Origin of the sequence: Sphingomonas sp., from assembly GCF_019746015.1 — a bacterium.
In the GTDB taxonomy this organism is placed as follows: Bacteria; Pseudomonadota; Alphaproteobacteria; order Sphingomonadales; family Sphingomonadaceae; genus Sphingomonas.
In genome coordinates this window covers 1-24,589 of record NZ_JAIESM010000065.1, presented here as the reverse complement: position 1 = coordinate 24,589, position 24,589 = coordinate 1, and the positions used below count along the sequence as shown (strand labels likewise).

Here is a 24,589-nt window from a genome sequence, read left to right as displayed (position 1 = left end):
GTCGTATTGTTACGTAAGGAAACAGGCTTATCGTTGCGTTAACGACGAATGCGCGGACGATTTTTCTGTTGCCGGACAATGGCGGCTAGGCGCCCGCCGGGGCAGCGGCGAAGCCGGCAGAGATGGCCTTGGTCACTGCCTCGGCCAGGCTGGACACGCCCAGCTTCATCATCAGCTTGGCGCGATACACCTCCACCGTGCGCACGCTGAGGTCGAGCGCGGCGGCGATTTCGCGGTTCACCCGGCCGTCGATCAGCTGTTCCAGCACCTGCCGCTCGCGCTCGCTGAGCGACGCGAAGCGCTCGACCAGGTCGGCCTGCGCCTCGTCCGCGCGCTGCTGTTCCTCGATCTTGTCAAAGCCCATTCGCAGCTTGTCGAACAGGTCGCGCGGCGAGCAGGGCTTTTCCAGAAAATCCAGCGCGCCCAGCCGCATCGCCGCCACCGCATCGCGGATATCGGGCTGGGCCGACATCAGGATCGTGGGGAAACGGGCCACATTCTCGCGATATTTGGCCAGCGTTTCGATGCCGGTCAGACCGGGCATGGCCAGGTCGATCAGCACCACGCCATTCTCCAGGCTGTCGAGCCCGGCAAGCAGTTCATGCCCCGACGTCATCTGCTCCACCCGGACATCGGGCAGCAGGGTGATGGTTTCCTCCAGCCAGTCGCGGGCCAGCGCATCGTCATCAACAACATAAACCGTCCGCGCCACTGTCGGATGCCTCCCCCAAAGCCCACGTCTTCATGACAACGTTGGCGGATATACATCGTAGAACTACGGTAGCAAAGACCTGCATCTACGGTATCGCGACACCGGCCCGCACGACCATCGGCAGCGCCGCCAGCGCCGATTTGCGCGCGCCGCGCCATCTGGCTAGCGTCGTTCGCAAGCGACGAGGGAGAGCAGCATGGCGGGCGCATTGGCGGGGGTGAGGATCATCGAATTTGCCGGCATCGGCCCTGGCCCCTTTGCCGCGATGATGCTGGCCGACCATGGCGCGCAGGTGATCCGCATCGACCGCCCCGGCGCCCGGCTGGACCCGCGCGAAGCGCTGCTGCGCAACCGGCGCTCGGTGGTGCTCGACATGAAAAGCGCCGAGGGAGTCGCCGCCGCCCGCGCGCTGTGCCGCGAGGCGGACGGGCTGATCGAGGGGTTCCGCCCCGGCGTGATGGAGCGGCTGGGGCTGGGGCCGGACGTGCTGCTCGCCGACAATCCGACCCTTGTCTATGGCCGGATGACCGGCTGGGGGCAGACCGGCCCCTATGCCCAGGCGGCCGGGCACGACATCAATTACATCGCGCTGTCGGGCGTGCTCCACGGCATCGGCCGGCCGGGCGAGGCGCCGGTGCCGCCGGTCAATTATATCGGCGATTTCGGCGGCGGCGGCATGGTGATGGCGTTCGGCATGGTCGCCGCGCTGCTGGCAGTGAAGAACGGCGCGCCGGGCCAGGTGATCGACACCGCGATGACCGACGGCAGCGCGCTGCTCGCGGCGATGAGCTATGGCTTCCACGCGCAGGGGCTGATGAGCGACACGCGCGGCACCAATCTGCTCGACGGCGGCGCGCCCTTTTATGATTGCTATGAATGTGCCGATGGCGGCCATGTGGCGATCGGGTCGATCGAGCCGCAATTCTATGCGTTGCTGCGCGCCAAGGCGGGGCTGGCCGACGACCCGGCGTTCGACGCGCAGTTCGACCGCGCCGCCTGGCCGGCACTGAAGCAGAAGCTGGCGGCGGTGTTCCGCACGCGCAGCCGCGCCGACTGGTGCGCGCTGATGGAAGCGAGCGACGTGTGCTTCGCGCCCGTTCTCTCGCTGGCGGAAGCGCCCGCCCACCCGCACAATGTGGCGCGCGAAACCTTTGTGACGGTGGGCGGCGCGGTTCAGCCGGCGCCGGCGCCGCGCTTTTCGGCAACACCCGCGCCGATACCTGTGGCTGCCCCCACTGCCGGGGCGGATCAGGCACTGGTTGCCGATATCGCGAGCGCCAGCGCGTAAATTGAACGAAAGCAACTATTTTGGGTTGGGCGACCGCAATGATGCCTTCCGCTGCAATAATAATGTCATCATAAGGACGCGATATCGTCATTTAATGGCAATTCTTTAGTCACCATTGCGCAAAATCAATGTAGCAAATCTCCCCTAGGCGCGACCTACCGCAGCGAATCGTCGCGCGGCCTAGGGGGAAATGATGATGTCGATGCTCAACCCGCGCGCCCGCGCGGTGGTTGCTGTTCGTGCCTTGCTGCTCGGCGGCGCCTGCTTCACCGCACTGGCGGCCACCGGCGCCCAGGCACAGACCAAGCCGCAGGAAACCCCCTCGCTGCCCAAGACGACGCCGACCGGCGACACCACCACCATCGAAACCGCCGCTGGCGACGAAGTCGTCGTCTCGGGCACCCGCCCGATCCGCGAATCGCAGGATGCGGCACTGCGCGTGCAGAAGAATTCGGACTCGCTGGTCAGCGTGCTGTCCGCCGACTCGGTGGGCCGCCTGCCCGACCAGAACATCGCCCAGGCGGCCGGCCGCCTGCCCGGCGTGGCCGTGCAGCGCGACCAGGGCCAGGCGCGCTACATCTCGATCCGCGGCGCGCCGCTCAACTGGACGACGCTGGCGTTCGACGGCATCAACATCATCAGCCCGGAAGGCCGCGACGCGCGCTTTGACTCGATCCCCTCGGCAATTGCCGCGCAGATCATCGTGAAAAAGGCGGTGACGCCCGATCTGACCGCCGAAACCATTGCCGGTCAGGTCAACGTCGTCACCCGTTCGGCGCTGGATTACCGCGACGTCCACGCCGCATTCCGTCTGGGCGGCGGTTATGGCGATCTGGGTGGCGGCACCGAATTTGAAGGCACGGCGGTGCTTTCCAAGCGCTGGAACACCGGCATCGGCGATATCGGCGTGCTGGTGTCCGGCACTTGGTATCAACGCAAGATGGCGACCGACAATTTCGAGACGGACTGGGAATCGGTCGATCAGGACCGCCGCCCGCTGGGTGCCGGCGAAGTCGGCCCGCGCATCTGGGCGCGCGAAACCGAAAACAAGCTCTATCGCCTGATGCGCCGCAACTATAGCGGCACCATCCGGCTCGACTGGCGCCCCAATGACCAGAACCGGCTATTCGCTTATTCGGTCTATTCGGCGTTCACCGACAACGAGCTGCGCTGGAACGGCATTTACGACTTTGACGATCAGCAGGGCCGCGTGCCGCAGCTGACCACTGCCTGCCCGGCAACGCCGGTGCTGGCGCCCAACACGACGGGCTATGCCGATGTGTGCGCCGGCAACACGCCGCTCCTGGGCACGGTCTATGGCATCGACATCAACTATAACGCGCTCAGCCGCGAATTCCTGCAGTCGGTGCAGACCAACACCATCGGCGGCGACCATGAAGTCGGCAAGTGGGAGTTCAACTGGCGGGTGAACTATACCCAGTCGGTCGATGACCGCTCGGCCCCGGCGCAGATCAACTATGAAAGCCCCGGCTTCGGCACCAACGGCGCCACCGCCACGCAGCGCCCCACGGTGTTCTATGACCTGCGCAACCCCAGCGATGCGCGTGTCGAGCTGTACCGCACGCTGCGCGCGGCGGACGGCACGTTGTCGCGCGGCGCCCGCGTGCAGCAGTTCGAGGATTTCGCCATCCCGCTCAGCCGCATCCGCAGCTTGCGGGCGGCCGACGTGACCGACGCCTATACCGGCCGCATCGTTGCCTCGCGCCGCACCGAGCTGTTCGGCGACACCAAGTTCACCGCCGGCTTCCAGTTCGACACCCGCACCAAGACAGTGCACGAGTTCCTGCTGGACGTGAACCCGGCCACCCTGGTGCCGGGCAGCACGCAGACGGTGTTCGCGCGCTCTGGCGTGCCGACCACGCTTGATGCGATCACCATTCCCCAGCCCTATCTGGGCCAGCTGCCGCTGGGCTTCAACTTCCGCTACTTCTCGAAGGATGCGATCCAGGGCCTGGTGAACGCGGTCTCGCCTTTTGCCCAGCCGGTCTTTGCCCAGGGCAACTTCTTCAAGGTGAACGAGCAGGTCACCTCGGGCTGGGCGATGGGGGTAACGACGCTCGACTGGGGCAATATCGTTTACGGCCTGCGCGTGGAAAATGTGCGCAACACCTCGCAGGCCTTCTCGCAGAACCCGGCGCTGCGCCCCGGCCAGCCGGCCAATGCGCTGCCGCAGGTGCTGCAGACCGTCCAGCGTGATTTCCTGGGCGTGTTCCCCAGCCTGCACGTCAACTGGAACATCACCGACGAGCACAAGCTGCGCTTCTCGTTCAACACCGGCGCCGCTCGCCCGGATTATCCGGTGCTGCGCCCCAACTTCACCTTCAACGACGCGAACCTGACGATTTCGGGCGGCAATCCCGATGCCCGGCCGGAACGTGCGCGCGGCGTTGACGTCTATTGGGAATATTATCCCAAGTTCGGCGGCTTCTTCTCGCTGGGTGCCTTCTACAAGGATGTCAGCAACGTGCTGTTCGGCTCCACCCGTACCTTTGGCAGCGACGTGCTGAACACCCAAGGTGTTGACCGCTCGCAATATGTGTTCAGCACCATCGTCAATGGCGGCTCGGGCTATATCTATGGCGCGGAAGCCACCGCACAGTTCCAGGTCGACGATTTCGACAAGAGCGACAGCTGGCTGGGCGGCTTCGGCATCCAGATGAACGCCACGCTCAACCGCAGCTCGGCGCGCACCTCCAACGGCGCCGATGCCCGCACGGTGCGCCTGCCCGGCACGTCGGACTATGTGCTGAACATCGGGCCGTATTACGAGAAATACGGCTTCTCGATCCGCGCGCAGTATCAGTATCGCTCGGACTGGCTCGACGGCCTGGGCGACCTCAACCTGGCGACTGGTGCGACGACGACGGGCGGTGACTTCTACTGGGCGGCGGACGACGAGCTCGACGTCTCGGCGCGCTATGCGATCACGCCCAATTTCGAAGTCTATGCCGATGCGTCGAACCTGCTGAACGGCGAGGGCCGCCGCTATGCCGGCGTCAGCCAGCGCACGATCGAGTTCGAGCGCTTCGGCCGTCGCTTCGTGGCCGGGGTTCGCATCACGTTCAACTGATAAAGGGAGCGATCAGGCAACCAGATGGCGGCCTGATCGTTCCAGAATTTGGGAAGCGCATCATTCCCCGGTACTCCCGGCGCGTCATTCGTGGCGCGCCGGGTTTTTCTTTGCGCGGCACGGCATGGCTGATAGGCATGACGGCCATGATTTTCGCCCGCCAATCGACCGTCCTGCTGGCCGGCGCTGCCAGTATCGTGCTCAGCCTTGCCGCCCCCGCTGCCGCCCAGGTTGGCGCCGACACCAATGAACGCGCCCGCTGGGCCGCGCGCGCCCAGCGCACCATGATCACCCGTGACGACTGGGGCATCGCGCATGTGCGTGGGCCGACCGACGCCGACGCGGTGTTCGCGATGATCTATGCGCAGGCAGAAGACGACTTCAACCGCATCGAAACCAACTATCTCACCGCGCTGGGCCGGCTGGCCGAGGCAGAGGGCGAGCGCGCAATCTGGCAGGATCTGCGCCAGCGGCTCTATGTCGACCCGGCCGATCTGCGCCGCCGCTACGTCGAAAGCCCGGCCTGGCTGCAACAGCTGATGGTCGCCTGGGCCGATGGGCTGAACTATTATCTGTTCACCCATCCGCAGGTGCGCCCGCGCGTCATCCGCCAGTTCGAGCCGTGGATGGCGCTCAGCTTTTCTGAAGGCAGCATTGGCGGCGATATCGAACGGGTGCCGCTGGACCGGTTGCAGGCCTTTTACGGCGGCAAGGCGGCAAGCGCCGCTTATCGCCGTGCGCTGCTCGCCGCCGCCGGCACGCCCGGCGCCTATCAGGAGCCCAGGGGTTCGAACGGCATCGCCATCGCGCCGCGGCTGACGCAGGGCGGGCATGCGCTGCTGCTGATCAACCCGCACACCAGCTTCTTCTTCCGCGCTGAACAGCAGGTGACGAGCGACACCGGCCTCAACGCCTATGGCGCCGCCACCTGGGGCCAGTTCTTCATCTATCAGGGCTTCAACGAGCATCTGGGGTGGATGCACACATCGAGCGGCGTCGACACCGTCGACGAATTCGCCGAGACGATATTGGAGAAGGGCGGCGACCGCTTCTATCGCTATGGCAGCGAGCAGCGGCCGGTGCGCACCAAGGTGATCAGCTTGCGCTATCGCACCCGCGACGGGCGCTTTGCCGAGCGGCGCTTCACCACCTATGCCACGCATCACGGCCCTGTGACGGGCGTGGCGGATGGCAAATGGATCGCCACCGCGCTGATGAACCGCCCGGTCGCCGCGCTCTCGCAAAGCTTCCTGCGCACCAAGGCGACGACGCTGGCCGATTACATCAAGGAATCGGCGCGGCGGGCGAACAGCTCCAACAACACGATCCTCGCGTCCGAAAGCGGCGACATTGCCTATCTCCACCCGCAATTCGTGCCCAAGCGCAACGACCGGTTCGATTATCGCCGCCCGGTCGACGGCAGCGTGACCGCGACCGACTGGCAGGGGCTGCACACGGTGCAGGAACTGCCCCAGATCATCTCGCCCGCGCCCGGCTGGGTGGTGAACACCAACAACTGGCCGTGGAGCGCGGCGGGCAGTGCCAGCCCCAGCGCCCGGCGCTTCCCGCGCTATATGGACCAGGTGGGGGAAAATCCGCGCGGGCTGCATGCGCTCGAACTGCTCGGCACCGGGCGCAGCGACTGGTCGATCGAGGCGCTGCGCGTGGCCGCCTACGACCCGCATCTGACCGCGTTCGACCCGATGATCCCGCCGCTGGTCAGCGCCTGGGACAAGCTGGCCGCTGATCATCCGCTCAAGGCACGGCTGGCGGCGCCGGTTGCGCTGCTGAAAGGGTGGGACCGGCGCTGGGGCACCGGCTCCACCGCGACGACGCTTGCCGTGCATTGGGGCGAGGCGCTGTGGCTGGCCACCGCCGGCGCGGGCACAAATGCGGTCGGGCTGGACCGCTATCGCCTGATGGCGGAGGCCCCGGCAGAGGTTCAGCTGGCAGCACTGGCGAAGGCGCTCGACCGGCTGACCGCCGATTTCGGCGGGTGGGAAGTGCCCTGGGGCAGTGTCAACCGCTTCCAGCGGATCAGCCCGGCAATCACCGCGCGCTTCAGCGATGGAGAGGACAGCGTGCCGGTGGGCTTCACCAGCGCGCAATGGGGCTCGCTCGCCTCGTTCGGCACGCGCACGCCGCCGGGCGAAAAGCGCCGCTATGGTACGCTTGGCAACAGCTTCGTCGCCATTGTGGAGTTCGGCCCGCGCGTGCGCGCCATCGCGGTGTCGGCCGGCGGCGAAAGCGGTGACCCCAAATCGCGCCACTTCAACGATCAGGCCGACCGCTACGCAACCGGCGATCTGCGCCCGGTCTATTTCTACACAGAGGATCTGAACGATCATATCGAGCGCCGTTATCGCCCCGGCCGGTAAGGCCGCCGCTCTGCGCCCGCGCGCGGCTGGCACGGCCGCGCAATCGCGCGTAGAAGGCCGCCAATGCTGAAAGCCCGCCCGCACCCCTTCTACTCGATCCACCGGCACGGCCTGATCCGCGCGGCCGCGGCCACGCCGGCGGTGGCAGTGGCCGATCCGGCCGCCAATGCCGCCGCCGCCATCGCGCTCGCCAACCGCGCCCATGCCGAGCATGTCGACCTGCTGGTGTTCCCCGAGCTCAACCTGTCCAGCTATGCGATCGACGACCTGCACCTGCAGGACGCGCTGCAATCGGCAACACAGGCCGCGCTGGTGAAGCTGGCCGAGGCCAGCGCCAAGCTGCGGCCGGTGCTGGTGGCGGGCGCCGCGCTGGACCATGGCGGCCGGCTGTACAATTGCGCGGTCATCATCGCACGCGGGCGGATTTTGGGGTGCATTCCCAAGACCTTCCTGCCCAATTACCGCGAATATTATGAAAAGCGCTGGTTTGCGAGCGGTGCCGGCATTGCCGGCGCCACCATCCGCATCGGCGGGCATGACGTGCCGTTCGGCACCGACCTGATCTTCGCGGCCGACGACCTGCCCCACTTCGTCTTTCACGCCGAAATCTGCGAGGATTATTGGGCGCCCACCCCGCCCTCGACCCAGGCGGCACTGGCCGGCGCGCTGATCTGCTGCAACCTGTCCGCCTCCAACATCGTGATCGGCAAGGCGCGCGAACGGGCGATGCTGGCCGCCGCGCAATCGGCGCGGGCGCTGTGTGCTTATGTGTTTTCAGCCAGCGGCCCTGGCGAAAGCACCACCGATCTGGCGTGGGACGGGCAGAGCCTGATCCACGAAATGGGCGAGCTGCTCGCCGAAAGCGCGCGGTTCGGCGCGGGCGACGCGCTCACCATTGCCGATATCGACGCCGACCGGCTGCGGCTGGAGCGGCAGCGCAACGGCACCTTTGCCGACGCCGCGCGGCTGGCCGTCCCCCGCTATCGCCGCATCGGTTTCGACCATCGGCCGGACTTTGCCGATATCGGCCTACGCCGGCCGCTCAGGCGCTTTCCCTTCGTGCCCAACACGCCCGAAAAGCTGGATGCCGACTGTTACGAGGCGTTCAACATTCAGGTGGAGGGGCTATGCCAGCGGGTGCGCGCGGCCGGGGCCGAGCGGCTGGTGATCGGCGTGTCGGGCGGGCTCGATTCAACCCATGCGCTGATCGTGGCGGCGAAGGTGATGGACCGGCTGGGCCGCCCGCGCGACCATATTCTGGCCTATACCCTGCCCGGCTTTGCCACCAGCGCCGGTACCAAGGCCAATGCCTGGGCGCTGATGCGCGCGCTGGGCGTGGCGGGCGACGAGATCGACATCCGCCCGGCGGCGGAGCAGATGCTGCACGACCTGCGCCACCCCTATGCCAAGCGCGAGCCGGTGTATGACGTGACGTTTGAAAATGTGCAGGCGGGCCTGCGCACCGATTATCTGTTCCGGCTGGCCAATCTGCACCATGGCCTGGTGGTGGGCACTGGCGACCTGTCCGAACTCGCGCTGGGCTGGTGCACCTATGGCGTGGGCGACCAGATGAGCCATTATGCGGTGAATGCGGGCGTGCCCAAGACGCTCATTCAATATCTCATCCGCTGGACGATCTCGACCGAGCAGTTCGATGCCGAGACCGACCGGGTGCTGGCGGCGATCCTGGCGACCGAGATCAGCCCGGAACTGGTGCCCGCCGATGCGCCGGGCGCGATCCAGTCGACCGAGGCGGCGGTCGGCCCCTATGCGCTCAACGATTTCTTCCTGCACCATGTCGTGCGTTATGGCCTGGCGCCGTCGAAGATCGCGTTCCTGGCCTGGCATGCCTGGCGTGATGCGGACGCGGGGCGCTGGCCGCGTGACCTGCCGCCAGCGGCGCGCGTCGCCTATGATCTGCCGGTGATCAAGCACTGGCTGGAGCGCTTTTGCCACCGCTTCTTCCAGACCAGCCAGTTCAAGCGCTCGGCGATCCCCAACGGCCCCAAAGTGTCCACCGGCGGCGCGCTCTCGCCGCGCGGCGACTGGCGCGCGCCCAGCGACGCAAAAGCGACGGTGTGGATCGATGAACTGCGCGCCGGCGTGCCTTAGATTTTTTGGCTACGCTGACGCGGCACCGGCCCACTCCCCCACCCGGCCACCCAACGGCAGTATTTCATGGGTGGCCGGGTGGGGGAGCGGGCCGGTGCGGTAACGGTTTCAGCCCCGCTGAAACCACCTCAAGCCGCTACTGAACAAAGCCCCTCCCCTTCAGGGGAGGGGTTGGGGTGGGGCCTCGCCAAAAAAAGCGCCGTGCCCGGCATCAACGCCCCTCCTCCCGACCTCCTCCCCTGAAGGGGAGGAGGAGTATGGCCAACCTAAGCCGCGACCGGGGCCTTGATCACCTGCGCGGCGAAGCGTTCCATTTCCTCTTCCTGCGGGCTCATCTGGAGGAGCAGCAGGTCGAGGCCGGCCGCTTCATATTCCTCGATCCGCTCGCGCAGCTGCTCCGGCGTGCCGACCAGATTGGGGCGCAGCCCGCGATTGGAGACCGAATATTCCTGGATCTTCATTTCGCGTTCCAGCTGGGTGCCGGACAGCCACTGATCGAAATTGTCATAGCCGGCGGGCAGCTCGTTCACCTCGGTAATGCGGGCCAGCTCGCGCTTTGCCTCCGCCTCGCTGTCGCGGACGATGGCATAGGCGGCCATGCCGTAATGCATCGGCGGCTTGCCCATCTGCTCTCGCCGCGCGGCCATGTCGGCAATCTTGGGGGCAACCGCCTCGACGGGATCGCCATGCATGACATAGGCATCGCACTGGCTGGCGATCAACGCCTTGGCCGCCGGGCTTTCGCCCCCGGCATAGATGGTGGGCTTCTTCACGGGCTTGGGGCTACAGATCGCCTGTTCGGCCGAATAATAGCGGCCGGCAAAATCGAACTCGTCCTCGCTCCACAGCCCGTCGACCATGGTCAGCCACTCGCTGGTGCGGGCATAGCGGTCGTCATGCTGGTCGAACTGCAGGCCATAGCGCCGCGCCTCGTCCGCCCACCAGCTCGACACGACATTGAGCGCCAGCCGACCACCGGCAATCTGGTCGATATTGGCGGCCGCCTTGGCGAACAGCGCGGGGTGGTGGAAATTGGGGCGCACCGCGACCATCAGCTCCAGCCGCTCGGTCACCGCCGCCAGCGCGGCCGCCGTCGACCACGCATCCAGCGTCGGCGCCTCCACGCCCTTGATGTCGTTCATGTTGAGCTCGGCGATCAGCGACAGGTCATAGCCGATCGCCTCCGACCGCTGCGCCAGCCGCTTGGTATAGGCCCAGCTCGCCTCCATCCCCTCGTCCGCGACATTGCGCAGCCAGCCGCCGAACACGGGCATCCAGTAACCGTAACGCATCACTTCACCTTCCCGATCTCGGCCAGCAGATAATCGACCAGCTTTTCATGCGGATCCCAGCCCAGCACGTCGAGCGGCCGGGCGACGAAATTGGACAGCGCATTGATGTCATAAAAGCGCGGCGTGCCGTCGCGGTGGTCGATCATCACCTCGATCCCGCCCACGTCCAGCCCGGCCGCGCGGGCGATCCGCTCGGCCGCGTCGATCAGCTCGGGCGCCGGGTGCGCGGCGACCATCTCGATCGGCTTGCCATCCACCTGGCAGGCATCGGCCGGGCACAGATCGAACCCGCCGCCCGCCACGTCGATGGCGTAGAGATAGCGCCCCTCCAGCGTTTCGATCCGGGTGATGCGCCCGCCCTCGGCCGGCACATATTCCTGCACCAGCAGAACGCCGTCGATGCTGGTCGGCAGGAAGCGCTCGGCCACCGCCGCCGCCAGCTCCTCCGGGCTTTCATAACGCATGATGCCCGCGCCCGACCCGCCGACATTGGCCTTCACTACCAGCGGGAAGCGCAGTTCGGCGGCGGCCGCGACAATGTCTGCCGGGCGGTGGACGACGCGGGTTTCGGGCACGGCCAGCCCCAGCCCGCTCATCAGCGCAAGCTGGCGCGCCTTGTTCGAATCGACCGCCAGCGCATCCGCTCCGTTGATGATGCGCGCGCCCTGCGCCTTCCAATGCGCGAACAGCGCGTGGCTGTAGTAGATGGCGTGATCGGGGGAGCGCAGGAAGCTCGACATGGCGAGCCGGCTGAGCACCACGCGGGCCGGTGGCGGCGATCCGGCAGGATCGAACCGGTGCCCCTCTATGCCGATGCGGACATAATCGACCCCGCGCGCATCGAGCACGGCGAATAGCGGGGTGAACCAGGCGGGGTGTTCATAGAAAATCGCAAGATCGTGCATAGCGTCTCGTATCTGCGGTCAAACGCCGGAATCGGCGCGGGAAGAGGTGCTTGCCAAATATACGCAGCACTTGCCAGTGGCGTTACGGGCGGCAGGGCGGGCTGGTGCGGCTTCGGAGAAGCTCAGAAAAACCCTAACCCGCCACGCCGGCCAGCGGCAGCACCGGCCGCGCCGGAAACAGGCGGCCATCGCGCAGCAGCAGCATTTCATCACAAAAGGCCAGCGTTTCGGCACGGTGAGCGATGACCAGCACTGCCTGATGTGCGACGCGCCGGCGCAGGGCGGCAAAGATGCGCGCTTCGGTGGCGACGTCGATCGCACTGGTCGCCTCGTCCAGCACCAGCAGCCGTCCGCCGCGCAGCAGCGCGCGCGCCAACGCCAGTCGCTGCCGTTCTCCGCCGGAAAGCAGCGTGCCGCGCTCGCCCACGATGGTGTCGAGCCCCTGCGGCATCGCGGCGATCAGATCATCGGCCGCCGCATCGCGCAGCGCGGCGGCAATGCTGCCGGCGTCGGCGTGCGGTGCCGCCCAGAGCAGATTGTCGCGCACGCTGGCGTGAAACAGATAGGGCTCCTGCACCGCATAGGAAATTTCGTCGCGCCAGCGGACCAGATCAGCCGCACCCAGCCGCTGATCGCCCAGCATCAGCGCGCCCGAATCAGGTTCGAGCAGCCCCACGAGGATGTCCGCCAGCGTCGACTTGCCGGCGCCCGATGCGCCGGTCAGCCCGGTCAGCACGCCCGGCCGCAGGGTGAGCGAGACGCCCTCCAGCGTCGGTGCCGGGGCAGACGCACCGTCACGCGACGGGTGGCGATAACGGACGTCGACCAGCCGGATCGCTCCGCCCGCTGCGGGCAGCGCTGCTGCGGTGTCGGGCGCGGGCGGCGGCGCGGCCAGCTCGTCGATCACGGCGCGCAGCTGGGCATAGGCCGGCAGCGCGTGGAGCATTTGGGCAACGGTCTCCTGCACGTGGCTCGCGGGCCAGCCCATCCGCGCCAGGACAAAGATCAGCGCAACAAGCTGCGGGATCGGCGTTTGCAGCCACACCGCCCCCAGAAACGCTACCGCGCCACCCACCATCAGCGCTGCACCCGACACCACCAGCCGCGCCTGACTCTGGCGACGCTGATACAGGATGTTGCTCAGCCGCACATCGGCCAGTCCCTGGCGGAACCGGTCGACAAAGGCGTCCTGAAGATTCTGGCTGGCCGCCACCCGCAACCCGCCCAGAAACCGGGCAAGCGTATCGGCCAGATCCAGATTGGCCTGTACCATGGTCGACCCCTGTGCGTGCGCCTCCCGCATCGCCAGGCGAAGGCTGAACCCGGCCAGTGCCATCATCGACAATGCCAACAACGCCAAGGGCGGCGACAGTGCGAATGCCGCCGTCGCCAGCGCCGCAAGCACCATCAGCGCCACCACCGCCTGGATCAGCATCTGGAGCGCCAGCCCGACGCGCAGCACATCCTGCCCCAGCGCATGATTGACGCGCACATGCGCCAGCGCGACCACCTGGCGCCAGGGCGCGCGGGCAAGCGCGTGGACAAGGCTGGTCCGCTGATATTCAACGAAACCGAGCTGGAGCTCGACCAGGATGCGGTCGCGCAGCCACGCGATGATCGACCGCGTAAACCACAACAGGCCCAGCACAAGCACGACGACGCCAAGTTGCTGGATGGGCGAAAGCTGCGTCCAATAGTCAGCCCCCCAGCCCGACCAGCCACTGCGGCTGCCGGCAATGATGCCCAGCACCGGCGCGACGAGGAACAGCGACGCCGCCTCCGTCAGCGCAGCCCCCACCGACAGCGCCACAGCCCACAGCCCCTTGATCCCGGCATGGCGCGCAAAGGCGTTCAAGAACGTCGCCAGGGCAACGATCACGCGAGCTTCGGACTTGTTCTGCGTAAGCATTACCTCTGCCCCTGCGATGGGCTTGACGACCCGCATATCGGCGCGTGCAGTGCAAACAAAACAACCATCGTAAATCTACTATCTGCTACAAGGGATAGGCGAGTTCACCACTATGGCATCAACGAGCCAAGCGTCGCATCCCTTTGTCGCAAGTTTATGCCAAGTTCGACAATCAGCGATCGGCGAGAAAGAAGCGATCCCTTGCCCCATCACTGCGCTGCGATGCAGATCGCCATTCAAAACCAGCAAAGAATAGCTACAAAATTTTACATCATTACTGATGGTTAACAAACGCCCCGATCTCGGCGATGCCGGGGTCGATGGGATAGCCGGTCACGCGTGCGCCGGCCGCGTCGAGCCAGGCATGCGCCACCATCGCGCGCGCGTCATCGCGCCGGGCGCCGAAGTGCAGCACGCTCGGGGTGCCGCGCCGCGCCAGCATCGCGCGCGCGGCGAGCGCCTGAGGCAGGCAGACTGCGCGAAACGGCACCAGCCGCGCCGCCGTCGCCACTGCCCAGCCGATCTGCCTGGCGGTTGCCAGCCGGTGCGCGTCGCTCGCGATCAGGCCGGATCCCGCCCCCGGATCGTCCGCCGGAACCAGCACACCCCAGCGCGACGCGGGCGCCATTGATGGCGTCAACAGGATGGTCAGCCGCGCCCAGGCCAGCGCCAGGGCCGCCTCCGCGAGCAGCGCCAGCCGCGCGGGGCCAAGGCTGGCCAGCGTGCGCGCGCGGCGAAGGACGGGGGACTGGCGCATCCGCTCAAGCTAACCGCCGCGCGCACCGGCGTCCACCGCGCGATCATCCATTGCCGCCGCGCGCGCGCCGCAGGAAATGCCCGGTGGAGACACCCCGCAACAGGGCCAGCCGATAGGCATCCGTCTGCGCCACATTATCCCAGCCGGTTTCCGGCCAGACCGCGAGCAGCGCGTTGAGCCGGGGCAGATCGATCAGCTCGGCGGCCAGCGGGTCTTCGGCCAGCCGGGCAACCTCGCCGGCAATCGCCGCGCGCGCCGCGCCCGCGCCGACATGCCAGTCGATCGCCTGCACGCCCTTGCCGCGCGCGTTGAGCAGCTCGGCCGGCAGTCGATCGGCCAGCGCGCGGCGGGCCAGGCTGCGGAACTGGCCGTCGCGCACATATTCGCCCATCGGCACCGACAGGCAGAACTCAACCAGCCGCCGGTCGCTGGTCGGGTCGCGCACATCCACGCCCCAGCCGGCCAGAAAACCCTTGGCATAAGCGCCCATATCCACCCGGCCCAGCACCCAGCGGCGCATGTCCCAGCCATTGCGCCAGGGCCGGTAATCCACGTCGTGCCCGCGCGCCGCCGCGCGTTCGCGAAATGCCTCGCGCTCGAAAATCTCGCGCCGAAGCGCGCTATGGTAAAGCGGGTCGCCGATCACTGACGACCGGTCGCCGCGCAGCCTTTTCTCCAGCGCCGGCGGGAAGAAGGGGCGCGCCAGCCGGGCGGCAATGCCACGCCAGCGCAGCGTGCCGCGCTGCTTCAGCGCCCAGGCGGTGCGGGCCAGCCGGCCCCAGCGGCCCGCCAGCAGCAGCTCGACCAGATATTCATTGCCATTATAGGACAGGCTCATATTGCCGACTTCGCCGGTGAGCAGCACGTTGGCGCCGCGCTGCCGCGCGCCATCCAGCGACGCTGTGTACCACGTCATGTTGCAGCGGTTCAGCACCGGCAGATCGTACAGGAAGAAATCGCGGTCGAGCGTTTCCACCGGCGACACATGCCCGGTGCGCAGCAGCACATGCTCGACATTGGGATAGAGCGCAGCGGTGGCAGCGGCGAGCGGCCCTTCGTCGATGATCGCGTCCGGGTTGTTGATGGGGGGATATCCCGCCGCCGGCACGCTGGTAAAGGCGCTGACCCGGCCACCCTGCGCCGCCATCAGCCGCGCAGCAGTCGCGGTGACCGACGAACTGTCGAAGCCGGAACTGAGATGCGTGGCGACCAGATCGCCCGCCCCGCGCAGCCGGGCGGCAACCGCCTGGTCCAGATGATGGCGAAGCCCCTCGGCATAGTCGCCCGGCGTGCCATCGGGCTCGGGCCGGCGCGGCTGCCACCAGTGGCGCACGGCCACCCGGTCCGTCGTCACCGTCACCACCGCGCCCGGCGGCACGCGCTCCACCCCTTCCCACATCGTCGCGCGTTCGGCGGCGGGCATCAGCAGCAGATACTCGGCGGCGGCATCGCGGCTGGGCGCACGCGGCACGTCGGCCAGCGCGTGCAGTCCCTTGGGCATGGTCGCAGCCGCCACCAGGGCGCCGGCGCGATGGAAGAAGAGCGGCCGGCGCCCCATCGGATCGCGCACCAGCAGCAGCCGGCGCTCGTGCCGGTCCCACAGGATCAGCGCGAAATCGCCGAACAGCCGGTCGAACGCCCCCTCGCCCCAGCGCTCCCAGGCGGCGAGCAGCCAGGCCGCGTCGCAGCGCGTATCGGCGGAGGACGCCGGCTCGCCCAGCGCGGCGGCGATCTCGTCGCGATTGTCCAGCCGCACATCGGCGACCAGCGCATAGCGCCCGCAGCCGCTGATCAGCGGCTGGCGGTCATGGCGATCCTCGGGCAACCGCTGATACAGGTTGCGCCCCAGTGCCACATCATCATCATGCCAGTGGCGCTGGTCATCCGGGCCATAGGGCTTGAGCGCCGCCTGCATCCGCGCAAGGGCAGCGGCGGCACCAGGTCTGCCATTGCTGTGCCAGCAGGCGGCAATCGCTGTCATCGGGGCAGCGCCACGCGCGGTTCGGCCCGGCTAGGCTTGCGCGCCGGCCAGAGTGACGGCGCCCTGCCGCGCCAGATCGTCCAGAAATGCCTCCACATCCCGCCGGCACTCATCGGGTTCCACCTCGAACTCGCCAACCAGCCGCGCGCACAGGCTGTCGATGTCGCTGGGCTCCTCCAGCAAGTCCCAGATGCGCGCAGCAATCGCATCCAGCCCCATGTAAACGCCGCTTGCTGCGCTCATCATCATCACTTCATCGCCAACTTTGGCAGACAGCCATTCGGTGCTGCGGATAATCTGCATTGCGCCCCTCGCCCAATATGGCGCCGGCAAGCCGGCCCTGATACCAGCTTAGAGAGGGAGCCGGGGTTGCGCAAAGCCGATTATCATTATGCGATTGGCGGGCTGCGCACGCGCAGCGATCTGGTCCTGCCCGGGCTGATCCCGGCGCCGGCGGGTGTCGCCGATGTCGTCATCCAGCGTGGCGCGGTGGCGCCCGCCGCCGATCCGCCGCCAGCACCGCGCGAGCTGATGACAGTGGACGTGCCCGGCGTGGTGCGCATGGCGATGCGCGCCGGACAGGCCATCACCTATGACCCCGCCCCGGACGCGGACATGGCGCTGGTGGCGCTCTATCTGGGCGGCACGGGCTTTGGCGCGCTCGTCCATCAGCGCGGGCAGGTGGTGCTGCATGCGAGTGCGGTGCGGATCGGCGCGCAGGTGGTGCTGTTCTGCGGCGCGTCGGGCGCAGGCAAATCGACGCTGGCGGCCGCGCTCGTCCAGGCCGGCCATGGCCATGTCGCCGATGATTTCTGCGCGATCCGCTTTGACGCGGCCGGCCAGCCCTGGGTGGCGCCCGATGGCCGGCGGCACAAATTGTGGGATGCATCGGTCGCAGGGCTCAATCTGGCCGACCGGCGCGGCGCGCAAGTGGCCGCGCGGATGGACAAATTCTTCGTCGATCCGCCGGCGATGACGATGGACTGGGCACCGGTCGGCGCGCTGATCGCGCTTGATCAGGCCGACGGGGCGCCCCGGCTGGAGCCATTGCGCGCGCTCGACATGATCACGCTGATCCGCGCCAATGCCTATCGCCCCTGGCTGGTCGGCGCGATGGGGCAGGAAGGTGATTATTTCGAGGCCGCCACTGGCATCGGCCGCGCCTGCCCCGGCTATCGGCTCAGCCGGCCGATGAATTTCGGCATGCTGGCGCCGACGATTGCGCTGATCGAAGCGGCGGTTGGCGCCAATGTGCGCTGAACCGCCCGAACGATGGGCAGAAAGCTAATGCGGCGTCAGGAGGCAAAAAAGACGGCGCCATCGAACCGGGTAACGCCCTGCAGTTCCGCCTCCGCCACACGGCCGATGCTAAGTCTGGGCGGTGCCCAAGGCTTGCGCGGAGCAGCGGCACGCCCCTGCGCGCGATCGTTCGACTTCGGCATCATCTTCCCCTTCCGCGACATGCCGGGGGACGTTCGCACGGGAATGTGCCGGGATCAATCACGCTGCAAGGACATCTGCCACGCCGGTAACGGGCTGGCCTAGTCAGGCCGGCACCGGCTAGCGCTCAAGACAGATCGAAGACGCTGTCGAAGCGTAAAAACCTGCCGACTTCCGCCTCCGCCACGCGGCCAATGCTGAGCGTGGGTCGCGCCCAGCGCTGACGCTGCTTAGCGGCCGGGGTGGCATCGCGATGAGGTTCTTCATGCAGCTTCGACACCGTCATCCTGATCTCCGTCAACAAGACAATGATCTGGGCTACAGCAGATTGGCGGACCATCAACGGTGGCGACCAAAGCCACGATGCGCTCCAGCAGTGCTGGTCCATCGCGCTGATCGAGACGCTCAGGAAGTAGAAAAAGAACCCCCATCATTACGCGCGATTGGGCCCATTTCCGCCTCCGCCACGCGACCAATGCTGAGCGTGGGTCGCGCCCAGCGCTGACGCTGCTTAGCGGCCGGGGTGGCATGGCGATGAGGTTGTTCATGAAGCTTCGACACCGTCATCCTGATCTCCGTCAACAAGACAATGGTCTAGGCTACAGCAGATTGGCAGGACCATCAACGGTGGCGACCAACAGCCACGATGCGCTCCAGCAGTGCTGGTCCATCGTCTGATAAAGCGATGAGGCGGCGCTGATAACGCCGTCATTGCTCCTTATAAAGTTGACTTGCGCCTCCTCAACACGGTCGATGCCAATCCTGGGTGGCGCCCCTGGGCTTGCGCGGTTCAGCAGCACGCTCCTGGCATGATCGTTCGCGTTCGGCATCATCTTCCCCTTCCGCGACATGCCGAGGATCGGCCGCACGGGAAGATATTGTGATCAATCATGCTGCGAACGCATCGGCCGCGCCGGCAACGGGCTGGCCTAGTCAGACTGGTACCGGCTGGCGCTCAAGACGTCGTGAAGGCGCCGTCACTGCGGGCAAGCACGCCGATTTCGGCTTCGGCCACGCGGCCGATCGTCAGTGTGGGGCGCGACCAGGGCTTGCGCGCGGATTGGGCACGCTTGGTTTGCCGCGACGACAGCTGTTCAGGTTTCTTGGTCATCCGACTTGGCTCCATTGCTCCCCGCACGCCGACCTTTGCGCGGGAATATGACCCCTGCGTTACATTCTACTCCCGAAACGCTGTTCGGCCAACCTCAAGTACCGGAGATAAAAGATATTCCAGGATGGTACGCGGCTCGCCGAGCAGGTCGACCTCCGCCACCATGCCGGCGCCGATCGCATGGCGTTTGCCATCGGGGCCGATCAGATGCCCGAGGCTGGTCTTCACGCGGATGGTGTAGTGGCTGCGGCCGGTGCGCTCATCCACGGTTGCGTCGGGCGAGATGGCGACCACGCGCCCCTCCAGCTGGCCATAGGTGGCGCGGTTATAGGCGGTGAGCGACACCCGCGCGCGCTGGCCCAGCGCCACCGTGCCGATATCCTCCGGAAGCACGCGCGCGTCGATGAGCAGGCTTTCGCCCGCCGGCACGATCTCGACCAGCGGCTGGCCCGGCTGCACGACGCCGCCCGTCGTCGTTACCAGCACGCGGTTGATGGTGCCGGCAACCGGCGCGCGGACAATGGTGCGCGCGGCGCGCTCTTCAAGCGCGGGGAGCGCCTCGCCCTTTGCAGCGCGCTCGGCCTGCACGGTGGCCAGCTCGTTGGCGGCCTGGGCGCGCCATTGGGCAACGGCCACCGCGCGCTGGGCACGCGCCTCGGCAATCTGCGCCTCGGCCCGGGCAAGTGCCGACTGCGCCGCCATCGCTTCGCTGCGGGCGGCATCGGCCGATGCACGCGCCTGAACCAGGCTGAGGCGCGGCTCCAGCCCCTTGTCGACCAGCGGCGCGACAAGATCGGCTTCGGTCGCCCGCGCGGTTGCCATGGTGCGGCGCGCGGCCAGCATCGAGCGGGCGGCCGCCGCCTCGCGCTCGGCCTGGGTCAGCCGCGCATCGGCAGCAGCGCGCAGGCTTTCCAGATCGGCCATGCGCGCGCCGTGCAGTGCCTGCTCGACCGCGATCTGGCTGCCCAGCGCAGCGCTGGCGATGGCCGGATAGCGCGGCACCCGGCCGGCCACTTCCGCCTCCAGCCGCGCGATCTTCAGGTCGAGCGCGCCGACCTGCGCCTGGCCGCTGCCCAGTTCCGCGCCCATTTGCGTGCGGTCCAGCATCAGCAGCGGGTCGCCGCGCGCCACCGTGTCGCTCACCCGCACCCGGATCGCCTCCACAATCCCGCCTTCGGGGTTGGAGATCACCTGCAGCTGCGAGGTGGGAATGACGCGCCCTTCTGCCCGCACCGTCCGATCCAGCCGGGTCAGCCATGCCCAGACCAGAAACAGCAGGAAAAAGCCGACAATGCCCCAGAGCAGCCAGGCCGAGGCCCGCCGCACGCGCGGCTTTGCCATCTCGGGAATGGGCGGGGCGGCCATCGGCGCGTTCATCAGGCGGCCCGGGTCTGGATGTTGCTGCGCAAAATCTGGTCGCGCGGGCCATCGGCGGCGATCCGCCCCTGGTCGAACACGATCACCCGGTTGGCGAGCGCCAGCAATTGCGGGCGGTGGGTGATGAGGATCAACGTGCGCCCCTGCACTTCCTCCGCCAGCCGCTGGATCAGCGCCAGTTCGGTATGGTTGTCCATCGCGCTCGTCGGTTCGTCTAGCACCAGCAGCTGCGGCCGCCCCGCCAGCGCCCGGGCCAGCGCGATCGACTGGCGCTGCCCGCCCGAAAGCCCCTCACCCCGGTCGGCCAGCCGCAGATCATAGCCATTGGCAATCCGGCCGACAAACTCATGCACCCCTGCCAGCTGGGCCACGCGCAGCATCTCCGCATCGTCAATGCCAGGGCGGCCCAGCGTGATATTCTCGCGGATGGTGCCGGTGAACAGCACGCTTTCCTGCAGCGCGGCGCCCATTGAATTGCGGAACACCGGGTCAAGCTGGCGAATGTCGGTGCCGTCGAGCATCGCCACGCCTTCCTCGGGCGGGTAAAGCCCCAGGATCAGCCGCGCGAGCGTGGATTTGCCCGAGCCGACCTTGCCCAGCAGCGCGACCCGTTCGCCCGGCGCCACCTTCAGCGACACGTCGCGCAGCACCGGCTCCGCCGCACCCGGATAGCGGAACGACACCCCGCGCAGCTCGACCGCGCCGGTCAGCGTTGCAAAGCTCAGGCCCTGCCCCGCCGGCCCTTCCACCGGCTGCTCCATCAGCGCCGAAATCTGCGCATAGGCCGTGCGCGTTGCCGACAGGCGCGAGGCAAGCAGCGCGATCTGCCCCAGCGGCGAAATCGCCCGGCTGGACAGGATCGAACAGGCAGTGAGCGCGCCGACCGTCAGATAGCCATAGCCCATCAGCACCGCGCCCAGAATGACGACGCCCGAATAGGCCAGCGTGCCGGCCGATCCGGCAAAGGTGGTGGCGATCGAGCCGATCAGCCGCCGACGCAGCGCCAGCCCCGATTGCGCATTGAGCGCCTGGCGCCAGCGCCCGCTGAGCATGGGCGCGGCGCCGGCGGCCTTCACCGTTTCAATCGCGCCGATCGCCTCGACCAGCACCGATTGCTTGGCCAACCCCTCGCGCATCGTGTCGGACGACAGCCGATCCATCGCCGGCTGGGTGAGGAAGCCGGCCAGGATGACCAGCGGCACCAGCAGCGCCGGCACCAGCACCAGCCAGCCGCCAATCGCTGCGATCACGATCAGCGTGACGATGATGAACGGCACATCGACAATCGCGACCATCGTGACCGAGGCGAAGAATTCGCGCAGCACCTCCAGCTCGCGCATCATGCCGGCCAGCGCGCCGGTGGAGCCTTTGCGCAGCTCCATCCGCATGGCGATGATCCGCTGGAACACGGTTTCGCCCACTTGCTGGTCGATATCGGCACCGGCCACGTCGACGAAATAGGCGCGCAACAGCTTCAGCGCGAAATCGAACAGCACCACAACGCCCAGGCCGATCGACAGTCCGATCAGCGAATTGATCGCATTGTGCGGGATCACCCGGTCATAAACCACCATCGAGAAGATGGAGGCAATGAAGCCGAAGACGTTGATGAGAACGGCGGCGATCACGACCTTGGCGTAAACGCTGCTGTTGCGCCGCATGGGCGCCATCAGCCATGCTGCAAAGCGCGGCTTGGGCGGGACGATCAACGGGTCGACGCTCATTGCACTTGGCCTTGCCGGGGCGCTTCCACGCGCAGGCATTGCAACAGGCTGCCGGTGCGCGCCAGCACAATATAGCGCGTCGCGTCCAGATCCGAGAGGGCCTGGACATAGCTGACTGCCGCCTGGAACATCTCTTCCTGCGCGGCGAGCACATCGAACAGCGTGCCACGATTGACGCGGAAGCGCTCGATCACGCCGTCGCGGGTGCGGCGGGCGGCGAGATATTGCGCTTCCACGGCGCGCAGCTGGTCGGCAAGCGCGCTGGCATCGGCAAAGCTGACGGTCGCGTCGCGCACCGCATCCTGCCGGGCCTGGTCGGCGCGGGCCTGTGCTGCGCGGGCGCGGGCGCCGGCCTCGGCAATGCGCGAATCGATCCCGCCGAACAGCCGCATCCTGAGGCCCAGCCGCGCGCGCACTTCATAATCAAAGGGGGTTTCGATCAGGCCGAAGCGGCCGGCGTCGATCCCGCCGGTGATCAGCGGCAACCGGTCGCTTTCCGCCGCCTGAGCGTCGCGCGCGGCGGCGCGTGCCACGGCATCGGCACTGCGCACGGCGGGCGCGCGGCGGGCCGCGATGGCGGCAGCGCTCTCGGCATCGGCGGGCAGCGCACACGCCGCTGGCGCGCGCTGCAGCCCGGGCGGCGGCGCCTGGCCGGTGAACGCCTGAAACCGCGCCGCCGCTCCGGCGCTGCGCCGTTCGAAGTCCGCCAGCCGTGCCGTGCTGCGCGCGATCGCGGCTTGCGCCCGCGCACGGTCGACAGGTGCCGCAACCCCGCGCTCAATCCGGGCGTCAAGGCCTTCCAGCAGCTCGCGCTCCACCTCCAGAAAGCCGCGCGTGAACTGCGCAAGCGCGCGAAAACCGGTCACCTCATACCAGGCGGTGATCGTTTCCGCCGCGATCTGCGCCGCGCTGCCTTCGGCATCGGCAATCGCCGCAGAAGCACGCAGCTTTGCCGCCTTCAGCCGGTTGGCGCCGGCGGCGAAATCGAAGAGCGTCTGGTTGACACTCAATTGCACGTCGGTGCGCAGCGATGGCCGCGTCCGTTCCAGCACGTTGAGCGGATCGTTGGAAAAATCGCGCGAGATGACGCGGAAGTTGGTGAGGTTCAGCTCGGCACTCGGCAAGCGAGCGGCGCGGGCCTGGCCCACCTGCGCCTCGGCCTGATCGGCAATCGCCAGCGCCACCGCCAGATTGGGTTGCCGCTCGATCGCGGCGCCGATCGCAGCGCGGAACGACTCCGGGTTCGCACGCGCCTCACTCAGTGCCAGCACGGGATCGCCGGCCTCCGCGGGGCCGCCCTGCGGCGCCTGTTGCGCGGGCGCGGCAGCGGCGGCGCAAAGGGCAAGCGCGGCACCCACGCCGAATCCCCGCCGCGCGACCGAAGCGCTGAGCAACCGCGAAACCACTGGACTATCGGACCGCCTCTAACCGGGCTGCGCCGCGCCCGAATCGGCGCCAGCATCGTGGTGCCTTTTCGGGGGTGACATCGCCATGTCAATGGCAATGCTAAGTTTTGAATTTGCAACAGAATCGTCACAATCCTTCCCTATCGGCAAGGATGTCGATCGAGCGGCGCTGTTTGGAAGCCAATCCGCTCTCGACCCCTTTGGGATGGACTATTTTTGGAGCTGGGTCGATGGTGCGCCGTCCGGTCAATGCTGCGCCAAACGCCACCATTACGGCGGATGGCATTCTGCCCGTCTTCGTCGATGGCGGCCTTGCCCCTTCATGGGGGGAGCAGCAGGCTGAACTTGCAAGCTTTGCCAGCCTGTTGACCCCTGATCTGGCATTGCTGCCGGCAACCGGCGCGGCACCAGCCGCAGCGGCGCCGGCCGCCAGCATCATCGTCCCCGCAGTCGATGCCGTCGTCGACAGCGCCGCGCTGCTCCCGGTGCGCGATGTGGCGCCGGTGTCGCTGCCGGCGGAAGCGACGATCACGCCGGTCGGCCGGCCCGAATCGCTGCCCGCGCAAGACGTTGTCACGCCGGCTGCACCCGCAATCACCGCTGCACCGCCTGCGGCCGCCGCCACGCCGGGCACGCCGCCGACGGGCATTGCCGAGTCGCTGCCGGCCTTTGTCGTGGTGACGCCAGCGACCGCTCCCGTTCCGGCCGAAAGCGCATCGGTGGCAGTTGCGCCGCCGCTGCTCCAACTGTCGCTGGCAACCGCGGAGCGCGGCTTTGGCGGCCCGGCTCAGGCAGTGATCTTCCCGCAATCGGTACAGGCGCTGCTCGACGCGCCGGCAACGCCAACGCTTGATGGCGCCGTTGCCTTTGGCGGCGATGCCGCAACCCTGCTGGTTGGCGACATGCCGCTCGACTGGGCGCCGCTGGCGGGTATTCCGATCGCTTGAACGACGCCGGACGAAAGTCAGAAGCGCCAGCGCGACCGGCAAACAAAAACCCCGCCAAGCGATTGCTTTGGCGGGGTTTTCATTGGCGCGCCCGGAACGATTCGAACGTCCGACCCTCAGATTCGTAGTCTGATGCTCTATCCAGCTGAGCTACGGGCG

The 24,589-nt window shown here is 67.4% G+C and carries 20 protein-coding genes; 6 read left to right on the top strand and 14 right to left on the bottom strand.

Annotated features, from left to right (window positions below; translation table 11 throughout):
* Positions 1–85: 85 nt before the first annotated feature.
* A complete protein-coding gene (locus K2Y03_RS09485) occupies positions 86–712 on the bottom strand; it encodes a response regulator (RefSeq protein ID WP_294090336.1) in 627 nt (208 codons plus the stop codon).
* 196 nt (positions 713–908) lie between these two features.
* Here K2Y03_RS09485 and K2Y03_RS09480 point away from each other — a divergent pair, with 196 nt between their 5' ends.
* The 4 genes from K2Y03_RS09480 to K2Y03_RS09465 all read left to right on the top strand — a co-directional run bounded on the left by K2Y03_RS09480 (position 909) and on the right by K2Y03_RS09465 (position 9,581).
* Positions 909–2,000, top strand: a complete 1,092-nt coding sequence (locus tag K2Y03_RS09480; protein WP_294090335.1) for a CaiB/BaiF CoA-transferase family protein — start codon at positions 909–911, stop codon at positions 1,998–2,000.
* Positions 2,001–2,193: 193 nt separating this feature from the next.
* On the top strand, positions 2,194–5,091 hold the full coding sequence (locus tag K2Y03_RS09475; protein WP_294090334.1) for a TonB-dependent receptor: 2,898 nt from the start codon (positions 2,194–2,196) through the stop codon (positions 5,089–5,091).
* 137 nt (positions 5,092–5,228) lie between these two features.
* Positions 5,229–7,469 (top strand): penicillin acylase family protein, encoded by a 2,241-nt coding sequence (locus K2Y03_RS09470; protein ID WP_294090333.1) that lies wholly within the window; start codon positions 5,229–5,231, stop codon positions 7,467–7,469.
* Positions 7,470–7,532: 63 nt separating this feature from the next.
* Positions 7,533–9,581 carry an NAD(+) synthase gene (locus K2Y03_RS09465; protein WP_294090332.1) on the top strand — a complete coding sequence of 683 codons (2,049 nt, stop codon included), beginning with the start codon at positions 7,533–7,535 and terminating at the stop codon, positions 9,579–9,581.
* A 266-nt stretch (positions 9,582–9,847) separates the two neighbouring features.
* Here the strand turns inward: K2Y03_RS09465 and K2Y03_RS09460 are convergent, their stop codons facing one another.
* The 6 genes from K2Y03_RS09460 to K2Y03_RS09435 form a co-directional block, all read right to left on the bottom strand.
* A complete protein-coding gene (locus tag K2Y03_RS09460) occupies positions 9,848–10,873 on the bottom strand; it encodes an LLM class flavin-dependent oxidoreductase (RefSeq protein ID WP_294090331.1) in 1,026 nt (341 codons plus the stop codon).
* The gene (locus K2Y03_RS09455) at positions 10,873–11,778 is read right to left on the bottom strand and encodes an alpha-L-glutamate ligase (protein WP_294090330.1); all 906 of its coding nucleotides are present in this window, start codon (positions 11,776–11,778) and stop codon (positions 10,873–10,875) included. Before K2Y03_RS09455 ends, K2Y03_RS09460 begins: the two co-directional genes overlap by 1 nt.
* Before the next feature lie 133 nt (positions 11,779–11,911).
* A complete protein-coding gene (locus K2Y03_RS09450; RefSeq protein WP_294090329.1) occupies positions 11,912–13,687 on the bottom strand; it encodes an ABC transporter ATP-binding protein in 1,776 nt (591 codons plus the stop codon).
* 274 nt (positions 13,688–13,961) lie between these two features.
* Entirely contained in the window at positions 13,962–14,444 is a 483-nt protein-coding gene (locus K2Y03_RS09445; protein ID WP_294090328.1) for a lasso peptide biosynthesis B2 protein, read from the bottom strand.
* A 43-nt stretch (positions 14,445–14,487) separates the two neighbouring features.
* Positions 14,488–16,425, bottom strand: coding sequence for an asparagine synthase-related protein (locus K2Y03_RS09440; protein WP_294090327.1), 1,938 nt, complete (start codon positions 16,423–16,425; stop codon positions 14,488–14,490).
* A 30-nt stretch (positions 16,426–16,455) separates the two neighbouring features.
* Complete coding sequence (locus K2Y03_RS09435; protein ID WP_294090326.1) at positions 16,456–16,728, bottom strand: PqqD family protein; 273 nt, start codon at positions 16,726–16,728, stop codon at positions 16,456–16,458.
* Between the two features lie 66 nt (positions 16,729–16,794).
* Here K2Y03_RS09435 and K2Y03_RS09430 point away from each other — a divergent pair, with 66 nt between their 5' ends.
* Positions 16,795–17,685 carry a hypothetical protein gene (locus K2Y03_RS09430; RefSeq protein ID WP_294090325.1) on the top strand — a complete coding sequence of 297 codons (891 nt, stop codon included), beginning with the start codon at positions 16,795–16,797 and terminating at the stop codon, positions 17,683–17,685.
* 35 nt (positions 17,686–17,720) lie between these two features.
* Here K2Y03_RS09430 and K2Y03_RS09425 read toward each other — a convergent pair whose 3' ends face one another.
* From K2Y03_RS09425 to K2Y03_RS09395, 7 genes are all read right to left on the bottom strand, one after another.
* Positions 17,721–17,867 carry a hypothetical protein gene (locus K2Y03_RS09425; protein WP_294090324.1) on the bottom strand — a complete coding sequence of 49 codons (147 nt, stop codon included), beginning with the start codon at positions 17,865–17,867 and terminating at the stop codon, positions 17,721–17,723.
* Between the two features lie 125 nt (positions 17,868–17,992).
* Positions 17,993–18,151 (bottom strand): hypothetical protein, encoded by a 159-nt coding sequence (locus K2Y03_RS09420; RefSeq protein ID WP_294090323.1) that lies wholly within the window; start codon positions 18,149–18,151, stop codon positions 17,993–17,995.
* A gap of 313 nt (positions 18,152–18,464) precedes the next feature.
* Positions 18,465–18,695: a hypothetical protein gene (locus K2Y03_RS09415; RefSeq protein ID WP_294090322.1), complete on the bottom strand. Its 231-nt coding sequence runs from the start codon at positions 18,693–18,695 to the stop codon at positions 18,465–18,467.
* Positions 18,696–18,820: 125 nt separating this feature from the next.
* Positions 18,821–18,976: a hypothetical protein gene (locus tag K2Y03_RS09410; protein WP_294090321.1), complete on the bottom strand. Its 156-nt coding sequence runs from the start codon at positions 18,974–18,976 to the stop codon at positions 18,821–18,823.
* Between the two features lie 66 nt (positions 18,977–19,042).
* A complete protein-coding gene (locus tag K2Y03_RS09405) occupies positions 19,043–20,353 on the bottom strand; it encodes an HlyD family type I secretion periplasmic adaptor subunit (protein ID WP_294090320.1) in 1,311 nt (436 codons plus the stop codon).
* Positions 20,353–22,077 carry an ATP-binding cassette domain-containing protein gene (locus K2Y03_RS09400; RefSeq protein WP_294090319.1) on the bottom strand — a complete coding sequence of 575 codons (1,725 nt, stop codon included), beginning with the start codon at positions 22,075–22,077 and terminating at the stop codon, positions 20,353–20,355. The genes K2Y03_RS09405 and K2Y03_RS09400 overlap by 1 nt, the downstream gene beginning before the upstream one ends.
* The gene (locus K2Y03_RS09395) at positions 22,074–23,435 is read right to left on the bottom strand and encodes a TolC family protein (RefSeq protein ID WP_294090318.1); all 1,362 of its coding nucleotides are present in this window, start codon (positions 23,433–23,435) and stop codon (positions 22,074–22,076) included. Before K2Y03_RS09395 ends, K2Y03_RS09400 begins: the two co-directional genes overlap by 4 nt.
* A gap of 278 nt (positions 23,436–23,713) precedes the next feature.
* Here K2Y03_RS09395 and K2Y03_RS09390 point away from each other — a divergent pair, with 278 nt between their 5' ends.
* The gene (locus K2Y03_RS09390; RefSeq protein WP_294090317.1) at positions 23,714–24,430 is read left to right on the top strand and encodes a hypothetical protein; all 717 of its coding nucleotides are present in this window, start codon (positions 23,714–23,716) and stop codon (positions 24,428–24,430) included.
* Positions 24,431–24,589 lie beyond the last annotated feature (159 nt).